General features: G+C 55.3%; 12 protein-coding genes. 6 read left to right on the top strand and 6 right to left on the bottom strand.

What is annotated here, in order from left to right:
* Positions 1 to 8 precede the first annotated feature (8 nt).
* Positions 9 to 1,160, bottom strand: coding sequence for a biotin synthase BioB (gene bioB / locus ABO_RS11400; RefSeq protein WP_011589496.1), 1,152 nt, complete (start codon positions 1,158 to 1,160; stop codon positions 9 to 11).
* Between the two features lie 45 nt (positions 1,161 to 1,205).
* On the opposite strand from bioB, the gene ABO_RS11405 reads away from it, so the two are divergent.
* The 6 genes from ABO_RS11405 (at position 1,206) to ABO_RS11430 (ending at position 6,562) form a co-directional block, all read left to right on the top strand.
* Entirely contained in the window at positions 1,206 to 1,949 is a 744-nt protein-coding gene (locus ABO_RS11405; protein ID WP_011589497.1) for a ComF family protein, read from the top strand.
* Between the two features lie 538 nt (positions 1,950 to 2,487).
* Entirely contained in the window at positions 2,488 to 3,171 is a 684-nt protein-coding gene (locus tag ABO_RS11410; protein ID WP_011589498.1) for a 2-phosphosulfolactate phosphatase, read from the top strand.
* Positions 3,172 to 3,265: 94 nt separating this feature from the next.
* Positions 3,266 to 4,510: an acyl-CoA dehydrogenase family protein gene (locus ABO_RS11415; RefSeq protein ID WP_011589499.1), complete on the top strand. Its 1,245-nt coding sequence runs from the start codon at positions 3,266 to 3,268 to the stop codon at positions 4,508 to 4,510.
* A 369-nt stretch (positions 4,511 to 4,879) separates the two neighbouring features.
* Positions 4,880 to 5,575 carry a hypothetical protein gene (locus tag ABO_RS11420; protein WP_011589500.1) on the top strand — a complete coding sequence of 232 codons (696 nt, stop codon included), beginning with the start codon at positions 4,880 to 4,882 and terminating at the stop codon, positions 5,573 to 5,575.
* 77 nt (positions 5,576 to 5,652) lie between these two features.
* Positions 5,653 to 5,988: a 4a-hydroxytetrahydrobiopterin dehydratase gene (locus tag ABO_RS11425; protein ID WP_041705059.1), complete on the top strand. Its 336-nt coding sequence runs from the start codon at positions 5,653 to 5,655 to the stop codon at positions 5,986 to 5,988.
* A 115-nt stretch (positions 5,989 to 6,103) separates the two neighbouring features.
* Positions 6,104 to 6,562 (top strand): PaaI family thioesterase, encoded by a 459-nt coding sequence (locus ABO_RS11430; RefSeq protein ID WP_011589502.1) that lies wholly within the window; start codon positions 6,104 to 6,106, stop codon positions 6,560 to 6,562.
* A 147-nt stretch (positions 6,563 to 6,709) separates the two neighbouring features.
* On the opposite strand, the gene hemE is transcribed toward ABO_RS11430, so the two are convergent.
* From hemE to aroB, 5 genes are all read right to left on the bottom strand, one after another.
* The gene (gene hemE / locus ABO_RS11435; RefSeq protein WP_011589503.1) at positions 6,710 to 7,771 is read right to left on the bottom strand and encodes a uroporphyrinogen decarboxylase; all 1,062 of its coding nucleotides are present in this window, start codon (positions 7,769 to 7,771) and stop codon (positions 6,710 to 6,712) included.
* A gap of 135 nt (positions 7,772 to 7,906) precedes the next feature.
* Complete coding sequence (locus ABO_RS11440) at positions 7,907 to 9,328, bottom strand: FAD-dependent oxidoreductase (protein ID WP_011589504.1); 1,422 nt, start codon at positions 9,326 to 9,328, stop codon at positions 7,907 to 7,909.
* Positions 9,329 to 9,339: 11 nt separating this feature from the next.
* Positions 9,340 to 13,803: a glutamate synthase large subunit gene (gene gltB, locus ABO_RS11445; protein WP_011589505.1), complete on the bottom strand. Its 4,464-nt coding sequence runs from the start codon at positions 13,801 to 13,803 to the stop codon at positions 9,340 to 9,342.
* 142 nt (positions 13,804 to 13,945) lie between these two features.
* The gene (locus ABO_RS11450) at positions 13,946 to 15,448 is read right to left on the bottom strand and encodes an SPOR domain-containing protein (protein ID WP_144412646.1); all 1,503 of its coding nucleotides are present in this window, start codon (positions 15,446 to 15,448) and stop codon (positions 13,946 to 13,948) included.
* Complete coding sequence (gene aroB / locus ABO_RS11455; protein ID WP_011589507.1) at positions 15,438 to 16,517, bottom strand: 3-dehydroquinate synthase; 1,080 nt, start codon at positions 16,515 to 16,517, stop codon at positions 15,438 to 15,440. The genes ABO_RS11450 and aroB overlap by 11 nt, the downstream gene beginning before the upstream one ends.
* Positions 16,518 to 16,557 lie beyond the last annotated feature (40 nt).

Below are 16,557 nucleotides of genomic sequence, written 5' to 3' on the forward strand. Positions count from 1 at the left end.
GGCAGACCTCAGTGTTCGGTAGCGGTGGGGCGCCCGGTGTCCTTGTCGAGCACGTGCTTGGCCGTGCGTTTGCTGTCCATGGCATTGTAGAAGAGCCCAGCCTCCTCGGCTTGTTGCTCAGAAACCTGAGCCTGGATGGCTTCTTCATGGGCCTCGTCCGACGCCTCGTGACGGGGGTCCAATGGATGGATACCCAAGCGCTTGAACAAGCGCTGATCGTGGTTGGCTTCCGGGTTATCGGTAGTCAGCAAGCGTTCGCCATAAAAAATGGAATTGGCACCGGCCATAAAGCACAGGGCCTGGGCTTCATCGTTCATTTCCTGACGGCCGGCGGACAACCGCACATAGGATTGCGGCATCAAAATTCGCGCCACGGCTACAGTGCGCACGAATTCAAACGGGTCCAGATCGTCCACATCCGCCAGCGGCGTACCTTCAATTTTAACCAACATATTGATCGGCACCGATTCCGGATGGTGCGGCAGATTCGCCAGCTGCTGCAACAAACCCACCCGGTCATTGCGCTCTTCGCCCATGCCTACGATGCCACCGCAGCACACTTTCATGCCCGCATCACGCACATTGGCTAAGGTCGAAAGGCGATCGTTATAAGTCCGGGTGGTGATCACCTGCCCGTAGTATTCCGGGGAGGTATCCAGATTGTGGTTGTAGTAATCCAGGCCCGCCTCTGCGAGAGCTCCCGCCTGCCCTTCATTGAGCATACCCAGGGTCATGCAGGTTTCCATGCCCAGGTCTTTAACCTGACGGATCATATCCAGCACGTAGGGCATATCCTTGTCACGGGGGCTACGCCAAGCGGCGCCCATGCAGAAACGGGACGCCCCGTTTTGCCGAGCGGCACGGGCCTCTTCCACTACTCTGGAAACTTCCAACAATTTTTCTTTTTCCAGCTCGGTGTTGTAGTGCCCAGACTGGGAGCAGTATTTGCAGTCTTCCGGGCAAGCACCGGTCTTAATCGACAACAGGGTGCTCACCTGCACGGCATTAGGATCGAAATGGGCCCGGTGCAAAGCGGCTGCCTGGAACAACAAGTCGTTGAATGGCAGAGCAAACAGAGCGTCGATCTCACTACGTTTCCAGTCATGGCGTACAGCCATATCCGTGGATCGCGATTGGGGGGAACTGGCGATAGCCGGCATGCTTCATTCTCCTCGATTAACCTCAGCAGGCTAAGGAGCCCTGTAATGCCTGTCAACCTGAAAGCCGCAACAAAAGTTTACTGCAGTACATTTTTTAATCGCATCAACCCATCGCCCTGCCCGCTATGCGGCAAATCTGAAAGCGGGGCATTGTGTACCGACTGCCTTCGCCTGCTCGCACGGGTCACCGGGCCGGTCTGTCGTTGCGGGCTCCCTCATGGCGATACACCCCTCCCTTCTCCAGACTCCCTCCCCCCTCTGTGTGGCCGCTGCATTCGCCAACCACCCGCCTTTTCCGCCAGCCAATCTCCACTGCAATACGGCTTTCCGCTGGATGCGCTGATCACCCGTTACAAACATAAGGGGGACCTGACCGTGGAACGGGCCATCCTGCCGCTGCTGGCGGAAACGCCACTGCCATGGCCGGATACCGATGCCCTGTGTCCGCTCCCTGTTCACTGGCGACGACGCTGGCGCCGAGGCTTCGATCAGGGAGCACGACTCGCCAATCTGATGGGCGACTGCTGGCAACGCCCGGTGCTGCCCGCACTAGTGCGCCAACGCCATACACCCAGCCAGCAAGGGCTGACCCGCCACCAACGACAACGCAATTTACGACAGGCTTTCCGCTGTCAGCACTCAGTCACCGGGTTGCGTCTGATTCTGGTGGACGATGTGATGACCACGGGCAGTTCCGCTAGGGCAGCAGCACAATGCCTGCTCGACCAGGGCGCCAAGGATGTACGGGTATGGACTCTGGCCCGCACACTGCCACCATCATTAGCCTAACAGCCGCTGCTGGAGCAGCCCCTAAGATCAATAATCACTCTTATGCATAATAACGACCTATTTACAGCAGGATTCACAATAGCAAGAATAATAATTGCCCAGGCTTTACTACGCGTTGGTTGCGCCTAAGCTCAAGCAAGCAAAGCTAAGCACCAAGCGATGCGCTCCCTGCGTTCACCGAGACTCTGACGACAGAAATCTCTGCTCTGCGGAGGGTGAGCTGGCCGCCAATGTCTATGCACACGCGGGATTTAGCTGCATTATCCAAATGCAACATAGGCATCGTACTTAAGACGACCTGCTACGCGATCGTTCAGACCCTCACTTATCGCTAGGCGATCGACATCTTCGCAGAGGCAAGCGTGTTTCCATGGATCGCTCGACCGTGGGTGAGCCGCTCATGTTGACCATTGCCATGGAGCAATACCTGGACACCGAAGGCTACATTTCGACAACGTCACCTAGAGCATTGGCTCTGTTGTTCTGAATTCATTCACAGCGTCAGAATCCGCAATGCCTCAACCTGGCAAGGAAGAACATGGACATCCACATTGCCCAAGGGCATAACCCACCCCACAACATCCATGGCATTACCGTGGTGATCGACGTGATTCGCGCTTTCACCACCAGCCACCATGCCTTTCGCAAAGGCTTGCGTTGCATTTGGCCAGTGGCCAATGCCGAGCAAGCCTTTGCGCTACGCGACGAGCATCTACCTGAAGCCCTGCTGGCCGGCGAGGTGGACGCCTTGCCCATCCCCGGCTTTGATTTCGGCAACTCTCCTTGGGAAGTCGACCAGGCAGAACTGCAAGGCAAAGAGCTGATATTGCGCACCACCAATGGCGTTGCCGCCACTCTGCGCGCCCGGGATAGCCTAGAAGTGTTGGTAGCCGGGCTAGTCAACGCGGAAGCGACAGCCAACTATTTACGTAAACAGAATCCGCCCACCGTAGTGCTGGTCGCTTCGCACCCCACCGGCGACGAAGACGTGGCCTGCGCCGAGTACATCCGCCATCTGCTAGGCGGAGACGGCATTACCTATCAAGCGGCCCGCGAACGGACCCTCAATGCCAAAGCGGCGCAGAAGTTTTATGCCGGCACCCACCCCCGACTACGCCCTCAAGATATTGAAGCCGCCGCCAGCAGCGAGGGGGCGAACGCCCTGACCATGCACGTGCGGTTCGACCCGCAACCCTGCATCACAGCTCAACCAGCCCCCTGACATCCAGCGTCAATCATTCCGTTCTTTTGATCAATGCATCACCGTCATCGGGCTTGTTACAGTTGATTGAATTTCCACTCAACAGGACAGCCCGATGATCCAGTGGTCCGAACAACAGCAAATGATCCAGAAAATGGTGCGCGACTTTGTAGAAAAAGAAATTGTGCCGCAGCTGGACGATATCGAATACAACGGCGTTCCCCCTTACGACATCCTGCGCAAAATGATCAAAACCTTCGGCATGGATGTGATGGCCAAGCAATCGTTCGACAAACAGATTGCCCGCGAGAAAGCCATCGCCGCCGGTAACGCCGGGGAAGAAAAAAAGAAAAAAGAAGGCCCTTCCGCCATGGCCGGCGAAGAAGCCGCCATGCGCATGATCCCCATTATTGAACTGTGCAAGCATGCCCAAGGCTTGGTCACCGCCATGGGGGTTTCCATGGGGTTAGGTGGTGGCGCCATCATGAGCAAGGGCACCACTGAGCAAAAAGAGCGCTGGGCTCTGCCTCTGCTCACATTGGAAAAGGTCGGTGCCTGGGCCATTTCAGAGCCCAATGCCGGCTCCGATGCCTTTGGGCAAATGAAAACCTTGGCTAAACGCGACGGTAACGGCGGCTACATCATTAACGGTAGCAAAACGTGGATTACCAACGGCCCCTATGCGGACACCATCATCCTGATCTGCAAACTGGATGAAGAAGGGGTCCCTGCTGACCAACGTAAGATCGTATCTTTTATTCTCGATAGCGGCATGGAAGGTCTGACCCAATCCAAGCCCTTCAAGAAAATGGGCATCGGCTCCTCCCCCACAGGCGAACTATTCCTTACCGATGTAAAAGCTGGACCGGAACGCCTGCTGGGCGGCAATGAAGACAGTTATGGCCGCAGCGGCGCCAAAGGCACCTTCATGCAAGAGAGGGCTGGCGTCGCGGCCATGGCCTTAGGCATGGTGGAACGTGCCCTTGAGCTAAGCACCCAATATGCCAGCGACCGAGTTCAATTCGGCCGAGCCATCGGGCAGAACCAACTTATTCAGTTGAAATTGGCCAAGATGGAAGTGGCACGCACCAACCTGCAAAACATGATTTTCCGCTATATTGAAATGACCGCCGAAGGTGCGCAGATGACATTGGCCGAAGCCTCTGCCATGAAACTCTACGCTGCCCAGGCCGCCATGGAAGTGGCCACCGAAGCGGTACAGATCCATGGCGGCTACGGCTACATGCGCGAATCTCGAGTAGAACAATTAATGCGTGATGCCAAAATTCTACAGATCTATGCCGGCACCGATGAGATGCAAATTATCGCCATCGCTCGGGACTTGCTCGGCCGCGTATAAACCGCGCTCGCTCCATCCATGTGAACGATTCCCCATCGCGCTAGGTGCGAGGGGGAATCGCCCACATCCCATACCTCCGCCCCGAACCACACGCCTCCCTCCTTCGTCACAACCTGCGCCACAACATCAGCCTCTATGCAGAAACCCGCGTGCACTTAAATCAGCCGCCAACAGCGCAAAAATGAACGTCTGCTGTGATGATGATTGGTGCCCAGATTCTTTGCTGATCCTGTTTTCAACCGCCGCAACATGGGCTGAGGAATACAGTAATAACCATGAAACAACCTCTTCCTTTGGCAAGAAGCTAATCGCCGCACTATGCAGCCGGTGTGCTATGATCCATATGTTTTTTATGCTCGGGAGTAGACAATGAAAATAATTAAAACTGCCGCGCTAGCCTTGTTGCTTGTTGCCTGCCAGAGCCAACATGATGAACGCCAAGGTGATTACTACTTTTCACCGGCCGGCGCTTATATTCTTGACCTTGGCGTCAGCACGTTCCGTGGCGAAGTAGTGCTAGATGAACGCTGTGATCGTAACGGCGGCGCCACCACCTTCTGGGACGGCAGCGGCCGTCTGTTCCGCGTGGATTACCTGAAAGTAAACAATCACCCTTCACGCGTGGACTCGGACCTGGCGCTGCTCAATTTGAGTCTCAACCGTTACCTGAGTGACGCTATCGCCAAAGCACCGATGATTTCCGGCGCAGAAGCCTCCTACCAGGAATTTCTCGACGATGCGGATCGCAAAACACTGTTTGCCATCATCGACATCAATGCGGATGCCGCTAAAGTAAAAGATGACGAGGAAGAAAGTGGTGCCTACTACAACGGTTTCCTGCTATTCAAGCAGGGCGAGTTAATCTATGTACTGCAGCATCGTCAACCCGTGCTGATGCCCGAAAAGATGAAAGCGATACTACTGAACCTTGCTGCCGGGATGGAAATTCCCGGTGAAGTGCGTGATGACACAGACATGGAAAAGCTTCATCGCTCGCTGAGAAAAATGAGTCCCAATGGCACTAATGGTAACCCGGTGCGTTTGTGCGAACCTGCGCAGAGCTAAATTGATAATAACGAATGGATCACTGACAATTCTGATGACGGAGTCTGTCATCCATTAGCCAAATTGGATTGATCGCCATGACCACCTTAAAAACACAACAATGCGAAGCCTGCAACGCCGATTCCCCTTTGATCAGCGACCAAGACCGTCAAGAACTACACCGGCAAGTTCCAGGCTGGATGCTCGTGGAAGAAGACGGCATCGAGAAACTGCAGCGGCACTTTACCTTCAAGAACTTTGTTCAGGCCCTGGATTTCACCCACCGGGTCGGCGATCTGGCGGAGCAGGAAGGCCACCACCCCGCCATTCTCACCGAATATGGCAAGGTCACGGTCACTTGGTGGACCCATAAAATCCACGGACTGCACCGCAACGATTTTATCTGCGCCGCCAAAACCGACGCTCTCGTGTAAAACCAGGCTCCGCCTGACCGTTTGCCCTAACCGTTTGCATCAACCTTGTGAGCAAACGCGTTGGGGGTGCCCCTAAGCCTTCGCTAGCATCACCTGTAACGGAGGAGGTAGCAGCATGGCCCTGAGCGAAAAACAACAAAACGCCATCAAGCTCGCCAGCGACAAAAGCTTTCCGTTCGTTGAGCGCTGTGGAGTACAAACGCTAGAAGTGGAGCGCGGCTACTGCAGGATGCTGATGCCTCTCAAACCCAACCTTAATCACGTTGGCATCATGTACGCTGGGGCACTGTACACCATTGCCGAATTGCCCGCCGGCACCCTGTATCTGTCTTCATTCGACACCAAGCGCTTTTATCCCATTGTCAAAGACGTGTGGATTCGCTTCCGGCGCCCGGCCACCACTGATGTCACCGTGGAAGTAACCCTCAGCGAAGAGGAAATCAGCCGCATCGAAAGCACCACCGAAGAAATGGGCCAATGCGACTTTGAATGGGATGTGGAAATGAAGGATGCCAATGGCGAAGTGGTTGCTATCAGCCACAACGTCTATCAGCTAAGAAAGATCCGCCGCTAAAAGCGGCACGCAACAATGAGGGAAAGAGTGGGCGACCACATGGTGCCCACCCAGCACAAGGCATACCGTTACAGGTTCACAATGAAAAAGAAAAATCGGAGGGAGCGTCCCTGCTTTCCCTATCCAATGTTGTAGCTTGCAGCTCGGTTATTTCTGACTCAATTCCACTACAGCTTCAATAAAGACCTTAGCGTGCTCCGGATCCACTTGCGGGGTGATGCCGTGCCCTAGATTAAAAATATGCCCAGGATGATCACCAAAATCATCGAGGATACGTTTCACTTCAGCCCGAATCGCCTGCGGCGAGGCATACAGCACTGCCGGATCCATATTTCCCTGTAGGGCGACCTTGTCACCCACACGACGGCGCGCGTCACCGATATTAATCGTCCAGTCCAGCCCTAAAGCATCACAGCCCGTGGCAGCCATGGATTCCAGCCACAGGCCACCGTTTTTAGTGAACAGGATCACCGGTACCTTGCGACCCTCATTATCACGAATCAGGCCATCCACGATTTGCTGCATATAACGCAGGGAAAATTCTTTATAGGCTTCCGCCGACAGCGCCCCGCCCCAAGTATCAAAAATTTGCACAGCCTGGGCTCCATGACGGATCTGTGCATTCAGGTAACCTGTCACGGACTGAGCCAGTTTGTCGAGCATGGCATGAGCCAGCTCGGGCTGGCTGTACACCATCGCTTTAAGGTGACGGAAATCTTTGCTGGAGCCGCCCTCTACCATGTAGGTCGCCAGCGTCCAGGGGCTCCCGGAAAAACCGATCAGCGGCACACGTCCATTAAGAGCACCACGAATAGTACTCACCGCATTCATCACGTAGCCCAGATCGGATTCTGCATCCGGTATCGGCAGTGCGGCCACATCCGCTTCGGTTCGCACCACTTTTCTGAATTTGGGCCCCTCTCCCGTCTCAAAATACAGCCCCAGCCCCATAGCATCAGGAATAGTCAGGATGTCGGAGAACAGAATAGCCGCGTCCAACGGGTAACGCTCCAATGGCTGTAACGTCACCTCACAGGCCAGATCAGCATTCTTGCACAGATCCATAAATGAACCCGCATGCTCGCGAGCAGCCCGGTATTCCGGTAGGTAACGCCCCGCTTGGCGCATCATCCAGATAGGCGTGCGATCCACCGTCTCGCGGTTGAGTGCACGAAGAAAGCGATCATTTTGCAGGGGAGCGAAAGTCATGTGGGTTCCTTTGAAAACACTTCACGCACTACGCTGCACGCAACGCGCGAAAATAAAAATCTTCAACATCATATAGAAAAAGGGCCTGCAAAAGCAGGCCCTATGTTGCGTACAGCATGTTGCCTGTTGCGCAACTCACACATCCAAGTAGTCAAGAATCCCTTTGGCAGCTTCACGGCCTTCCCAAATGGCAGTCACCACCAAGTCCGAGCCACGCACCATGTCACCACCTGCAAAGATCTTCTCATTGCTCGTCTGGAACGGGAATGCCTGTTCTTCCACGGCGACCACGCGGCCGGAATCGTCGGTATTGATGCTTTTCTCACCAAACCAATCCGCTGGGCTCGGGCGGAAACCGAACGCCACAATCACCGCATCCGCCGGCAGAATTTCTTCACTGCCCGGAATCGGCTCAGGGCGGCGGCGGCCATTGTTGTCTGGCTCGCCAAGCTTGGTTTCCACTACCTTAACGCCGACCACCTTGCCGTCTTCACCCACCACTTCAATGGGTTGGCGGTTGAACAGGAACTGCACGCCTTCTTCTTTGGCGTTGGTCACTTCCTTGCGTGAACCGGGCATGTTTTCTTCATCTCGACGGTAGGCACAGCTAACGCTTTGCGCCTGCTGACGGATTGAGGTGCGATTACAGTCCATAGCGGTATCACCACCACCCAGCACTACCACACGCTTGCCCTGCATATTGATGAAGTCCGCTTCGTCTTTTTCAAAGCCCAAATTACGGTTAGCGTTAGAGATCAGGAACGGCAGAGCTTCATACACACCGTCCAACTCTTCACCCGGGAAACCACCTTTCATATAGGTGTAAGTGCCCATGCCCATGAAGACGGCATCGTAGTCGGCAAGCAGTTCATCAATGGTGATGTCCTTACCGACCTCTACGCCCAGACGGAATTCCACCCCCATGCCCTCAAAGACTTCACGGCGTTTGGCCATGACCGGCTTTTCTAACTTGAACTCGGGAATACCAAAAGTCAGCAGGCCGCCAATTTCCTCATAGCGATCGAATACCACCGGCTTCACGCCACTGCGCACCAACACATCGGCACAGCCGATACCGGCAGGGCCAGCACCAATCACTGCGACCTTCTTGTCGGTCCACACTACCTTGGACATATCCGGGCGCCAGCCCATAGCCAGCGCAGTATCGGTAATGTACTTCTCAGTGGCACCAATCGTTACCGCGCCAAAGCCATCATTTAGAGTACAGGCCCCTTCACACAGACGGTCCTGCGGACACACCCGGCCACACACTTCTGGCAGGGAGTTGGTCTGGTGACTCAACTCCACCGCTTCCAGCAGGTTGCCTTCACTGATCAGCTTCAACCAGTTAGGAATGTAGTTATGGACCGGGCACTTCCATTCACAGTACGGGTTACCGCAATGCAGGCAGCGATGCGCCTGATTTTCTACTTCCCGGGTTTCAAATGGGTAGTAGATTTCCTCGTACTTGTGCTTACGGTCGTCAATATCCTTTTTCTTCGGATCGTGCCGGGGCACGTCAAGAAACTGGAAATTATTGCTTAAACGTTCAGCCATGGTATCCCCCGTTATGCCGGATTGGCGCGCGTGCTCTGCAGCAGGTTTTCCAGGCTTGCGGCCTTGGGCTTAACCAACCAGAACTTGCGGCTCATGGCATCAAAGTTGTCCAGAATGTACTGGCCCCATTCACTGCCGGTCTCGTCCACGTAATCTGCGATTACGCCACGCAGGTGACTGCGATGGGACTCGGTGGCTTCGGAACTGATGCGATGCAATTCGATCAGCTCCGGGTTGATGCGGTCGAAGAAATCATTGTCTTCGTCCAGGACGAACGCAAAACCGCCGGTCATGCCCGCGCCAAAGTTGTGGCCAGTGCGGCCCAACACGGTGATGGAACCACCGGTCATGTATTCACAGCAGTGGTCGCCAGCACCTTCCACAACGGCATGGGCTCCGGAGTTACGCACCCCGAAACGCTCGCCTGCGGTGCCTGCGGCGTAAAGCTTACCGCCGGTAGCACCATAGAGACAGGTATTACCAATGATGGCGGTTTCCTGACTTTTGAACGGGCTGCCATTGGGCGGGCGAATCACCAACTTACCACCGGCCATGCCTTTGCCCACATAGTCATTGGCATCACCTTCAATGTACATGTGCAGGCCACCGGCATTAAACACACCAAAGCTCTGCCCGGCAGTACCGCTAAAGCGCACCTTGATCGGCGCATCTTCCATGCCCAGGTTGCCATGTTTTTTGGCAATCTCACCGGACACCCGAGCCCCTACGGAGCGATCACAGTTGGTGATGTCGTAATGGAACGAGCCGCCGGATTTACTTTCGATGGCGGAGCCCATGTCATCCACCATCTTCTGGCTCAGCACGGCCTTGTCAAACGGCTCGTTTCGGCTCACCTGGCAATGGGTCGGCTTGTCCGCCGGCACCAAGTCGTTGCGCAGAATCGGGGTTAAGTCCAGCTTGCCCTGACGCGCGGTTTCACCTTCCAGAACTTTCAACAGGTCGGTGCGGCCGATCAGCTCAGGAATGCTCTTCACTCCCAGCAGGGCCAGCAGCTCACGCACTTCCTGGGCCACAAAGTTGAAGTAGTTAATCAGCAGTTCTGGAGCACCAATGAAATGCTCCTTACGCAGATCTTCACGCTGGGTAGCAACACCGGTAGCGCAGTTGTTCAGGTGACAAATACGCAGGTACTTACAACCCAGCACGATCATCGGCACGGTACCAAAACCGAACGACTCAGCACCCAAAATGGCGGCTTTAATCACGTCCAAACCCGTCTTCAGGCCACCATCTGTTTGCAGGCGAATCTTGTCACGCAAATCGTTACCACGCAGCGCCTGGTGCGCTTCCGCCAAGCCCAGCTCCCAAGGAGAGCCCGCGTAACGGATGGAGGTCAACGGGCTAGCCGCCGTACCGCCGTCGTAACCAGAGATGGTGATCAGGTCCGCGTAGGCTTTCGCCACCCCGGACGCCACGGTACCTACACCGGGCTCAGATACCAGCTTCACAGATACCTGAGCATCCGGGTTGACCTGCTTGAGATCGAAAATCAGCTGGGACAAATCCTCAATGGAGTAGATGTCATGGTGCGGCGGCGGTGAAATCAGGGTCACACCGGGCACAGAGTGACGCAGACGCGCGATCAGGGCATTCACCTTACCGCCAGGCAGCTGGCCGCCTTCACCGGGCTTGGCTCCCTGAGCCACCTTGATCTGCAACACTTCAGCGTTAACCAAGTAATGTGGGGTCACACCAAAGCGACCGGAAGCAATTTGCTTGATCTTGGACACACGCTCAGTGCCAAAGCGAGCAGGATCTTCCCCACCTTCACCGGAGTTAGAACGGCCTCCCAGACGGTTCATTGCCGTAGCAATGGCTTCGTGGGCTTCTGGGCTCAACGCGCCCAAAGACATGCCCGCAGAATCAAAGCGCAGCAAGATATTTTCCAGCGGCTCCACCTGATCCACATCGATGGCCTCAACATCATCACGCAACGCAAACAAATCACGCAGCGTCGCCACCGGGCGCTTATTGACCAGCTCGGCATACTCTTTGTAGGCGTTGTAGTCACTATCTTGGGTGGCACGGTGCAGAGCGTAAATCACGTCCGGGTTAAAGGCGTGATATTCCTTACCGTGGATATACTTGAGGATACCACCGGCATCAATGGGCTTACGCTGCTTCCAGGCATCTTTGGCCAAGCTCTGTTGATCGGCTTGGAAATCTTCGAAGCCCGCGCCTTGAATTCGGCTGGGGACACCACGGAAACACAGCTCAACCACTTCACTGTCGATACCGATGGCTTCGAACAGCTGGGCGCCCCGGTAAGAGGTAATGGTGGAAATCCCCATTTTGGAGAGGATCTTCATCAAGCCCTTGTTGATGCCTTTGCGGAAATTCTTCTGCAGCTCTACCGCGTCGCCCAACAGTTCGCCGGAACGCACCATGTCGGCGATCACATCATAGGCCAAATACGGATACACCGCGGTGGCGCCGAAACCAAACAGCACGGCAAAGTGATGGGAATCACGAACTGTCGCTGTTTCAACGATGATGTTGGCGTCGGAACGCAGCCCTTTTTCGGTCAGGGAGTGGTGTACCGCACCAGTGGCCATAGAGGCATGGATGGTGAGCTTGTCCTGGGAAATACCATGGTCAGTCAGCACCAAAATCGCGTTGCCATCACGGACCGCGCTTGCCGCCTGCTCACACAGATTCAGCACCGCCTGCTTGAGGCCAATTTCGGCATCATAATGCAGGCTCAACTTGGCCGTCTGGTAACCCGGACGCTCAATGTTAATCAGATTGGTAAACTTGGAATGCGACAGCACCGGGGTAGACAGAATCGCCCGGTCGGCATGGTCTGCGGTTTCTTCGAACACATTGCGCTCGGCACCGACACAGGTTTCCAAACTCATCACAATCGCTTCACGCAGCGGATCGATGGGCGGGTTAGTTACCTGGGCAAATTGCTGGCGAAAGTAGTCGAACAGAGAACGCTCGCGGCGGGACAACACCGCCATGGGCGTATCGTCACCCATGGAACCGGTGGCTTCTTGGCCAGACTCGGCCAGCGGACGCAGCACCTGATCACGCTCTTCAAAGCTGATCTGGAAAAACTTTTGGTAGCTCAGCAGGTCCTGCGGGTCTACCTCATCGGTACGACCCACTTCGTGGTCGTAATCCGCTTCAATGCGCAGAGCATTACTTTTCAGCCAGTCACGGTAGGGGTGGCGGACTTTCAAGCGATTATCGATGTCCTTAGTGTGCAGAACTTCACCGGTTTCGGTATCGATAGCGAGAATCTGACCAGGCCCAACACGGCCCTTGGCCACCACGTCTTCCGGCTTATAACTGTACACGCCGATTTCCGAAGCCAAGGTGATAAAGCCGTTTTTGGTCACTACCCAGCGAGCCGGGCGCAAACCGTTACGGTCAAGCATACAAACGGCATAGCGGCCATCTGTCATAACCAAACCTGCCGGGCCATCCCACGGCTCCATGTGCATGGAGTTATATTCGTAGAAAGCGCGCAGATCCGCATCCATGGTGTCCACGTTCTGCCAGGCAGGCGGGATCATCATGCGTACGGCGCGGAACAAGTCCATGCCGCCGGCCAGCAAAATCTCCAGCATATTATCCATGCTGGAGGAATCCGAACCCGTACGGTTGACCAGCGGGCTTAGCTCTTCCAGGCCCGGCAGCAGTTCATTTTGAAACTTGCTTTCCCGTGCCAGTGCCCAGTTACGGTTACCCTGTACGGTGTTGATTTCACCGTTATGGGCCAAATAACGAAATGGCTGGGCCAGGGGCCACTGGGGTAGCGTATTGGTAGAAAAACGCTGATGGAAAACGACAATGGCCGTTTCCATAGCACTGTCACCTAGGTCCGGAAAGAACACCGGCAGGTCCACCGGCATCATCAGACCTTTGTAAGACATCACCGATGCGGACAGGGAGCAGATATAGAAATAACCGTCACTTTCGATGGCTTTTTCTGCATGCCGACGGGCAAAGAACAGCCGACGATTCAACTCTTGTTCAGAGTTACCCTCCGCAGCCACCATGACCTGCCAGAATCCGGGCAGTGACGCCCGCGCAAGGTCACCCAGACAGCTCGGATCGGTAGGCACTTCACGCCAGCCGAGCACGGCAACACCCTGAGCTTCAAGCGCCGAATTAATAGCGCTCTTCTGCTGCTCAGACTTATCCGCTTGCGGGTGGGTGAAAACCATCCCCACGCCGTAGTTGTCTGGCAACGTAATGGATTGCTCTTCCGCGACCTTGCGGAAGAAAGAATCGGGTTTCTTAAGCAACAGACCGCAGCCATCACCGGTTTTTCCGTCGGCATTGATGCCGCCCCGGTGTGTCATGCACGTAAGTGCTTCAATAGCAGTTTGCAGAAGCTCGTGGCTAGGCTGACCTTCCATATGGGAAATCAGACCAAAACCACAGTTGTCCCGGAATTCTCCGGGCTCAGTGAGCCCCCGCACCAGCGTTGAGTTCTGCTGCATGAAAACCTATCCTCTTGAAATTCAGAGACTTACAGAAGGAAAATGGCGTCAAGAAAATGGTGACGGCAAAAAAGGGATACACATTCTACACATTGCGCGCTTGGGCGACAAACTGAACCGCCACCCAAGGCGCTTTTTCTGCTCAAAGTTCTCCGCGAATATCGGCCATCTTGCGAGGAAAGGGACCCGCTGCGCGTAACTTCGCCGGTAACGTCGACTTTGCATCCACAGCGGCCTGACGACTGGAATAGTCGCCAGCGAGCACCACAAACACGGTTTTATCATTCCGCTTGGCCGGATAATAGGCCCCCTTACGGCCCAATTGGTCCAACACCCCACGAGCATTGGCCTCCTGGCTGGTGGCTGTAATCTGCAGGAACCAGCTGTCGTCATCCACCGCAGCCAACCAAGACGCCTGGTTATAACCTGAGGTTTTTTCCCTCTGCGCTGATGAAACCGTTTCCACCTCCGTTTTTTCAGGCCTTGCTGGCGTAGGCGCCACTTCAACCTGCCGTTGAGCTTGGGCCGGCGAAGATTGCATCACCGGATCGGTCACTGGAGCCAACTGCACATTGTCGGTTTGTGCCTCTTTGGTCCCATCCGCACCCTCTTCCTTCTTGGCCCCTAGATCCTCAAGACGAGCCACCGGCTCCATGGTCGGCTTCAGCGGTGTCACCTTCCGCTCCTGTGATTCAGCCACCTGCTCAGCGGGCACGGATTGCGGTACAGGCAAAGCTAATTTCCGAGAATCAGGTGCTACAACCTCATCCTCACCACCGGCAAATACTGACCACAGAATGATAACCACCAGCAACAGACCGACCACTGCCGCCCCATGGCGCCAAGGCGCCGTGGTATGCGAAACGACGGCCGCATGAGTCGGCACCGCCGACAGCCGCTCTTCATCATCTTCATCGTCGCTGGAGCGCGCGGAGAAACCCGACATATCACTCATGTCGCCTTCCGCCTCATCGGTTTCATCTACGTTATTGCGCCCTGCCGTCATCGCCCCCACCGGCACTGCTGCTACACTCCCTCTGGTACCCTGCAGCAATCCCAGCAAAGCCCCCGGCAACCCTTCACTACGGTGCGCTAACTGCTCAGACTCCTCGTCATCCAGTTCAACACCGGCTACAAGCCAAGCAAAATCCTGCACATCATCGGCATTCAGCTTAGGCAGATCCAACATATCATCCACGGTAAAACCCACGGATTTGAGCGCCTCAACCGTACCCGGCAGACCGCCAAACAAATAGCACAATCGTGCCCCCAGCTTTTGCTTTAGGGCCTCCATGGTCGTCAGCGCATCAGCTCTCAGGTCCTCACTATTATCTACCACCACAACCAAACGGCCAGTCGCCAGCGTTTCGCGCAACACTTGGGGCAAGTCAGCACGGTCAATATCGAAATGTCGCAGCAAAGCCTCAACCACCACAGAGGCATCATGGGGCTTACTGCCATCAATGCGAACCACTTCCATGTCAGTAATTAAGGCCATCACTGCCTGCCCGAGCAGTATAGAAACACCACTGCCGGTGTCGCCCTCTATAGCGACCACCGAGCCCTGCTCGGCGTGGGCCGTCATGGCATCCAGAAAGTCCCCACGCGAGGCACCGCTATAGAAACGCTCGTCATCATGCTCCACAAAAAGCCTCCAATGTTTTTTGCAATGCCGCGCCGTCATAATCCGCCGTTACCACAGCCTTACCCAGCTCACGCAGCAACACAAGGCGCAACTGGCCATTATGAACCTTCTTATCCAAGGCCATTAGGTCCATAAATTGTTCCGGCGTCATCCCTTCGGGAACCGCCACCGGCAAGCCCCAGGCAGACAACAAAGTGGCCACTTTTGACTCCAGCTCTGCCGGCACCCAGCCCAACTCAGCGGACATGCGAATGGCCATCAACATGCCCACCGCTACCGCCTCACCGTGCAACCACTGGCTATAACCGGTGGCGGTCTCAATGGCATGACCAAAAGTATGCCCCAGGTTCAGCAACGCACGGTTACCCTGTTCGGTTTCATCATCCGCAACGACCTGAGCCTTGTTCTCGCAGCTACGGAAGATCGCCTCAGAAATGATCGCCTCATCTCTGGACAACAGCTTGTCGTTATTGGTTTCCAGCCACTGATAGAAACTAGGGTCACGAATCAGACCATACTTAACCACTTCCGCATAACCTGCAGCCAATTCCCGCTCTGGCAGCGAGTTCAACACGTCGGTATCAATCAGAACCAAGCGCGGCTGATGAAAGGCACCAATCATGTTCTTGCCACGGGGATGGTTGACCGCGGTCTTACCGCCAACGGACGAATCCACCTGGGCCAGCAGAGTCGTTGGCACCTGGATGAAATCCACCCCCCGCTGATAGCAGGCCGCCGCAAAACCCACCATATCGCCAACAACGCCGCCGCCCAACGCCACCAGTGTTGTGGTGCGCGAATGGCGCTTGGCCATCAAAGCATCAAAAAGGGTTTCAAGAGTTTCAAGGGTTTTGAATTTTTCGCCATCGGGGAGAATGAGCGTATCGCACTGAATAGCAGAAAAGTGCGCCTCCAGTGAGGCTAGATACAGCGGCGCAATAGTTTCGTTGGTGATGATCATCACCTGGTTGCCACGAACCTGCTCAGCTAAGGGAAAAGACGACAGCAAGCCGGCCCCAATATGGATAGGGTAACTCCGCTCGGCCAAGGCCACCTGAAGTGTGCGCATTACAGCTCCCAATGATAATTCAGCAAAATAGGCCAAGCAC

This window comes from Alcanivorax borkumensis SK2 (assembly GCF_000009365.1).
Taxonomy (GTDB): domain Bacteria; phylum Pseudomonadota; class Gammaproteobacteria; order Pseudomonadales; family Alcanivoracaceae; genus Alcanivorax; species Alcanivorax borkumensis.

What these genes read in the sequence shown, in the direction of transcription:
- hemE (WP_011589503.1), bottom strand. Translation starts at nt 7,771, where the DNA reads ATGACTTTCGCTCCCCTGCAAAATGATCGCTTTCTTCGTGCACTCAAC.
- ABO_RS11415 (WP_011589499.1), top strand. Translation starts at nt 3,266, where the DNA reads ATGATCCAGTGGTCCGAACAACAGCAAATGATCCAGAAAATGGTGCGC.
- gltB (WP_011589505.1), bottom strand. Translation starts at nt 13,803, where the DNA reads ATGCAGCAGAACTCAACGCTGGTGCGGGGGCTCACTGAGCCCGGAGAA.
- ABO_RS11405 (WP_011589497.1), top strand. Translation starts at nt 1,206, where the DNA reads ATGCCTGTCAACCTGAAAGCCGCAACAAAAGTTTACTGCAGTACATTT.
- bioB (WP_011589496.1), bottom strand. Translation starts at nt 1,160, where the DNA reads ATGCCGGCTATCGCCAGTTCCCCCCAATCGCGATCCACGGATATGGCT.
- ABO_RS11425 (WP_041705059.1), top strand. Translation starts at nt 5,653, where the DNA reads ATGACCACCTTAAAAACACAACAATGCGAAGCCTGCAACGCCGATTCC.
- ABO_RS11420 (WP_011589500.1), top strand. Translation starts at nt 4,880, where the DNA reads ATGAAAATAATTAAAACTGCCGCGCTAGCCTTGTTGCTTGTTGCCTGC.
- ABO_RS11410 (WP_011589498.1), top strand. Translation starts at nt 2,488, where the DNA reads ATGGACATCCACATTGCCCAAGGGCATAACCCACCCCACAACATCCAT.
- ABO_RS11440 (WP_011589504.1), bottom strand. Translation starts at nt 9,328, where the DNA reads ATGGCTGAACGTTTAAGCAATAATTTCCAGTTTCTTGACGTGCCCCGG.
- aroB (WP_011589507.1), bottom strand. Translation starts at nt 16,517, where the DNA reads ATGCGCACACTTCAGGTGGCCTTGGCCGAGCGGAGTTACCCTATCCAT.
- ABO_RS11430 (WP_011589502.1), top strand. Translation starts at nt 6,104, where the DNA reads ATGGCCCTGAGCGAAAAACAACAAAACGCCATCAAGCTCGCCAGCGAC.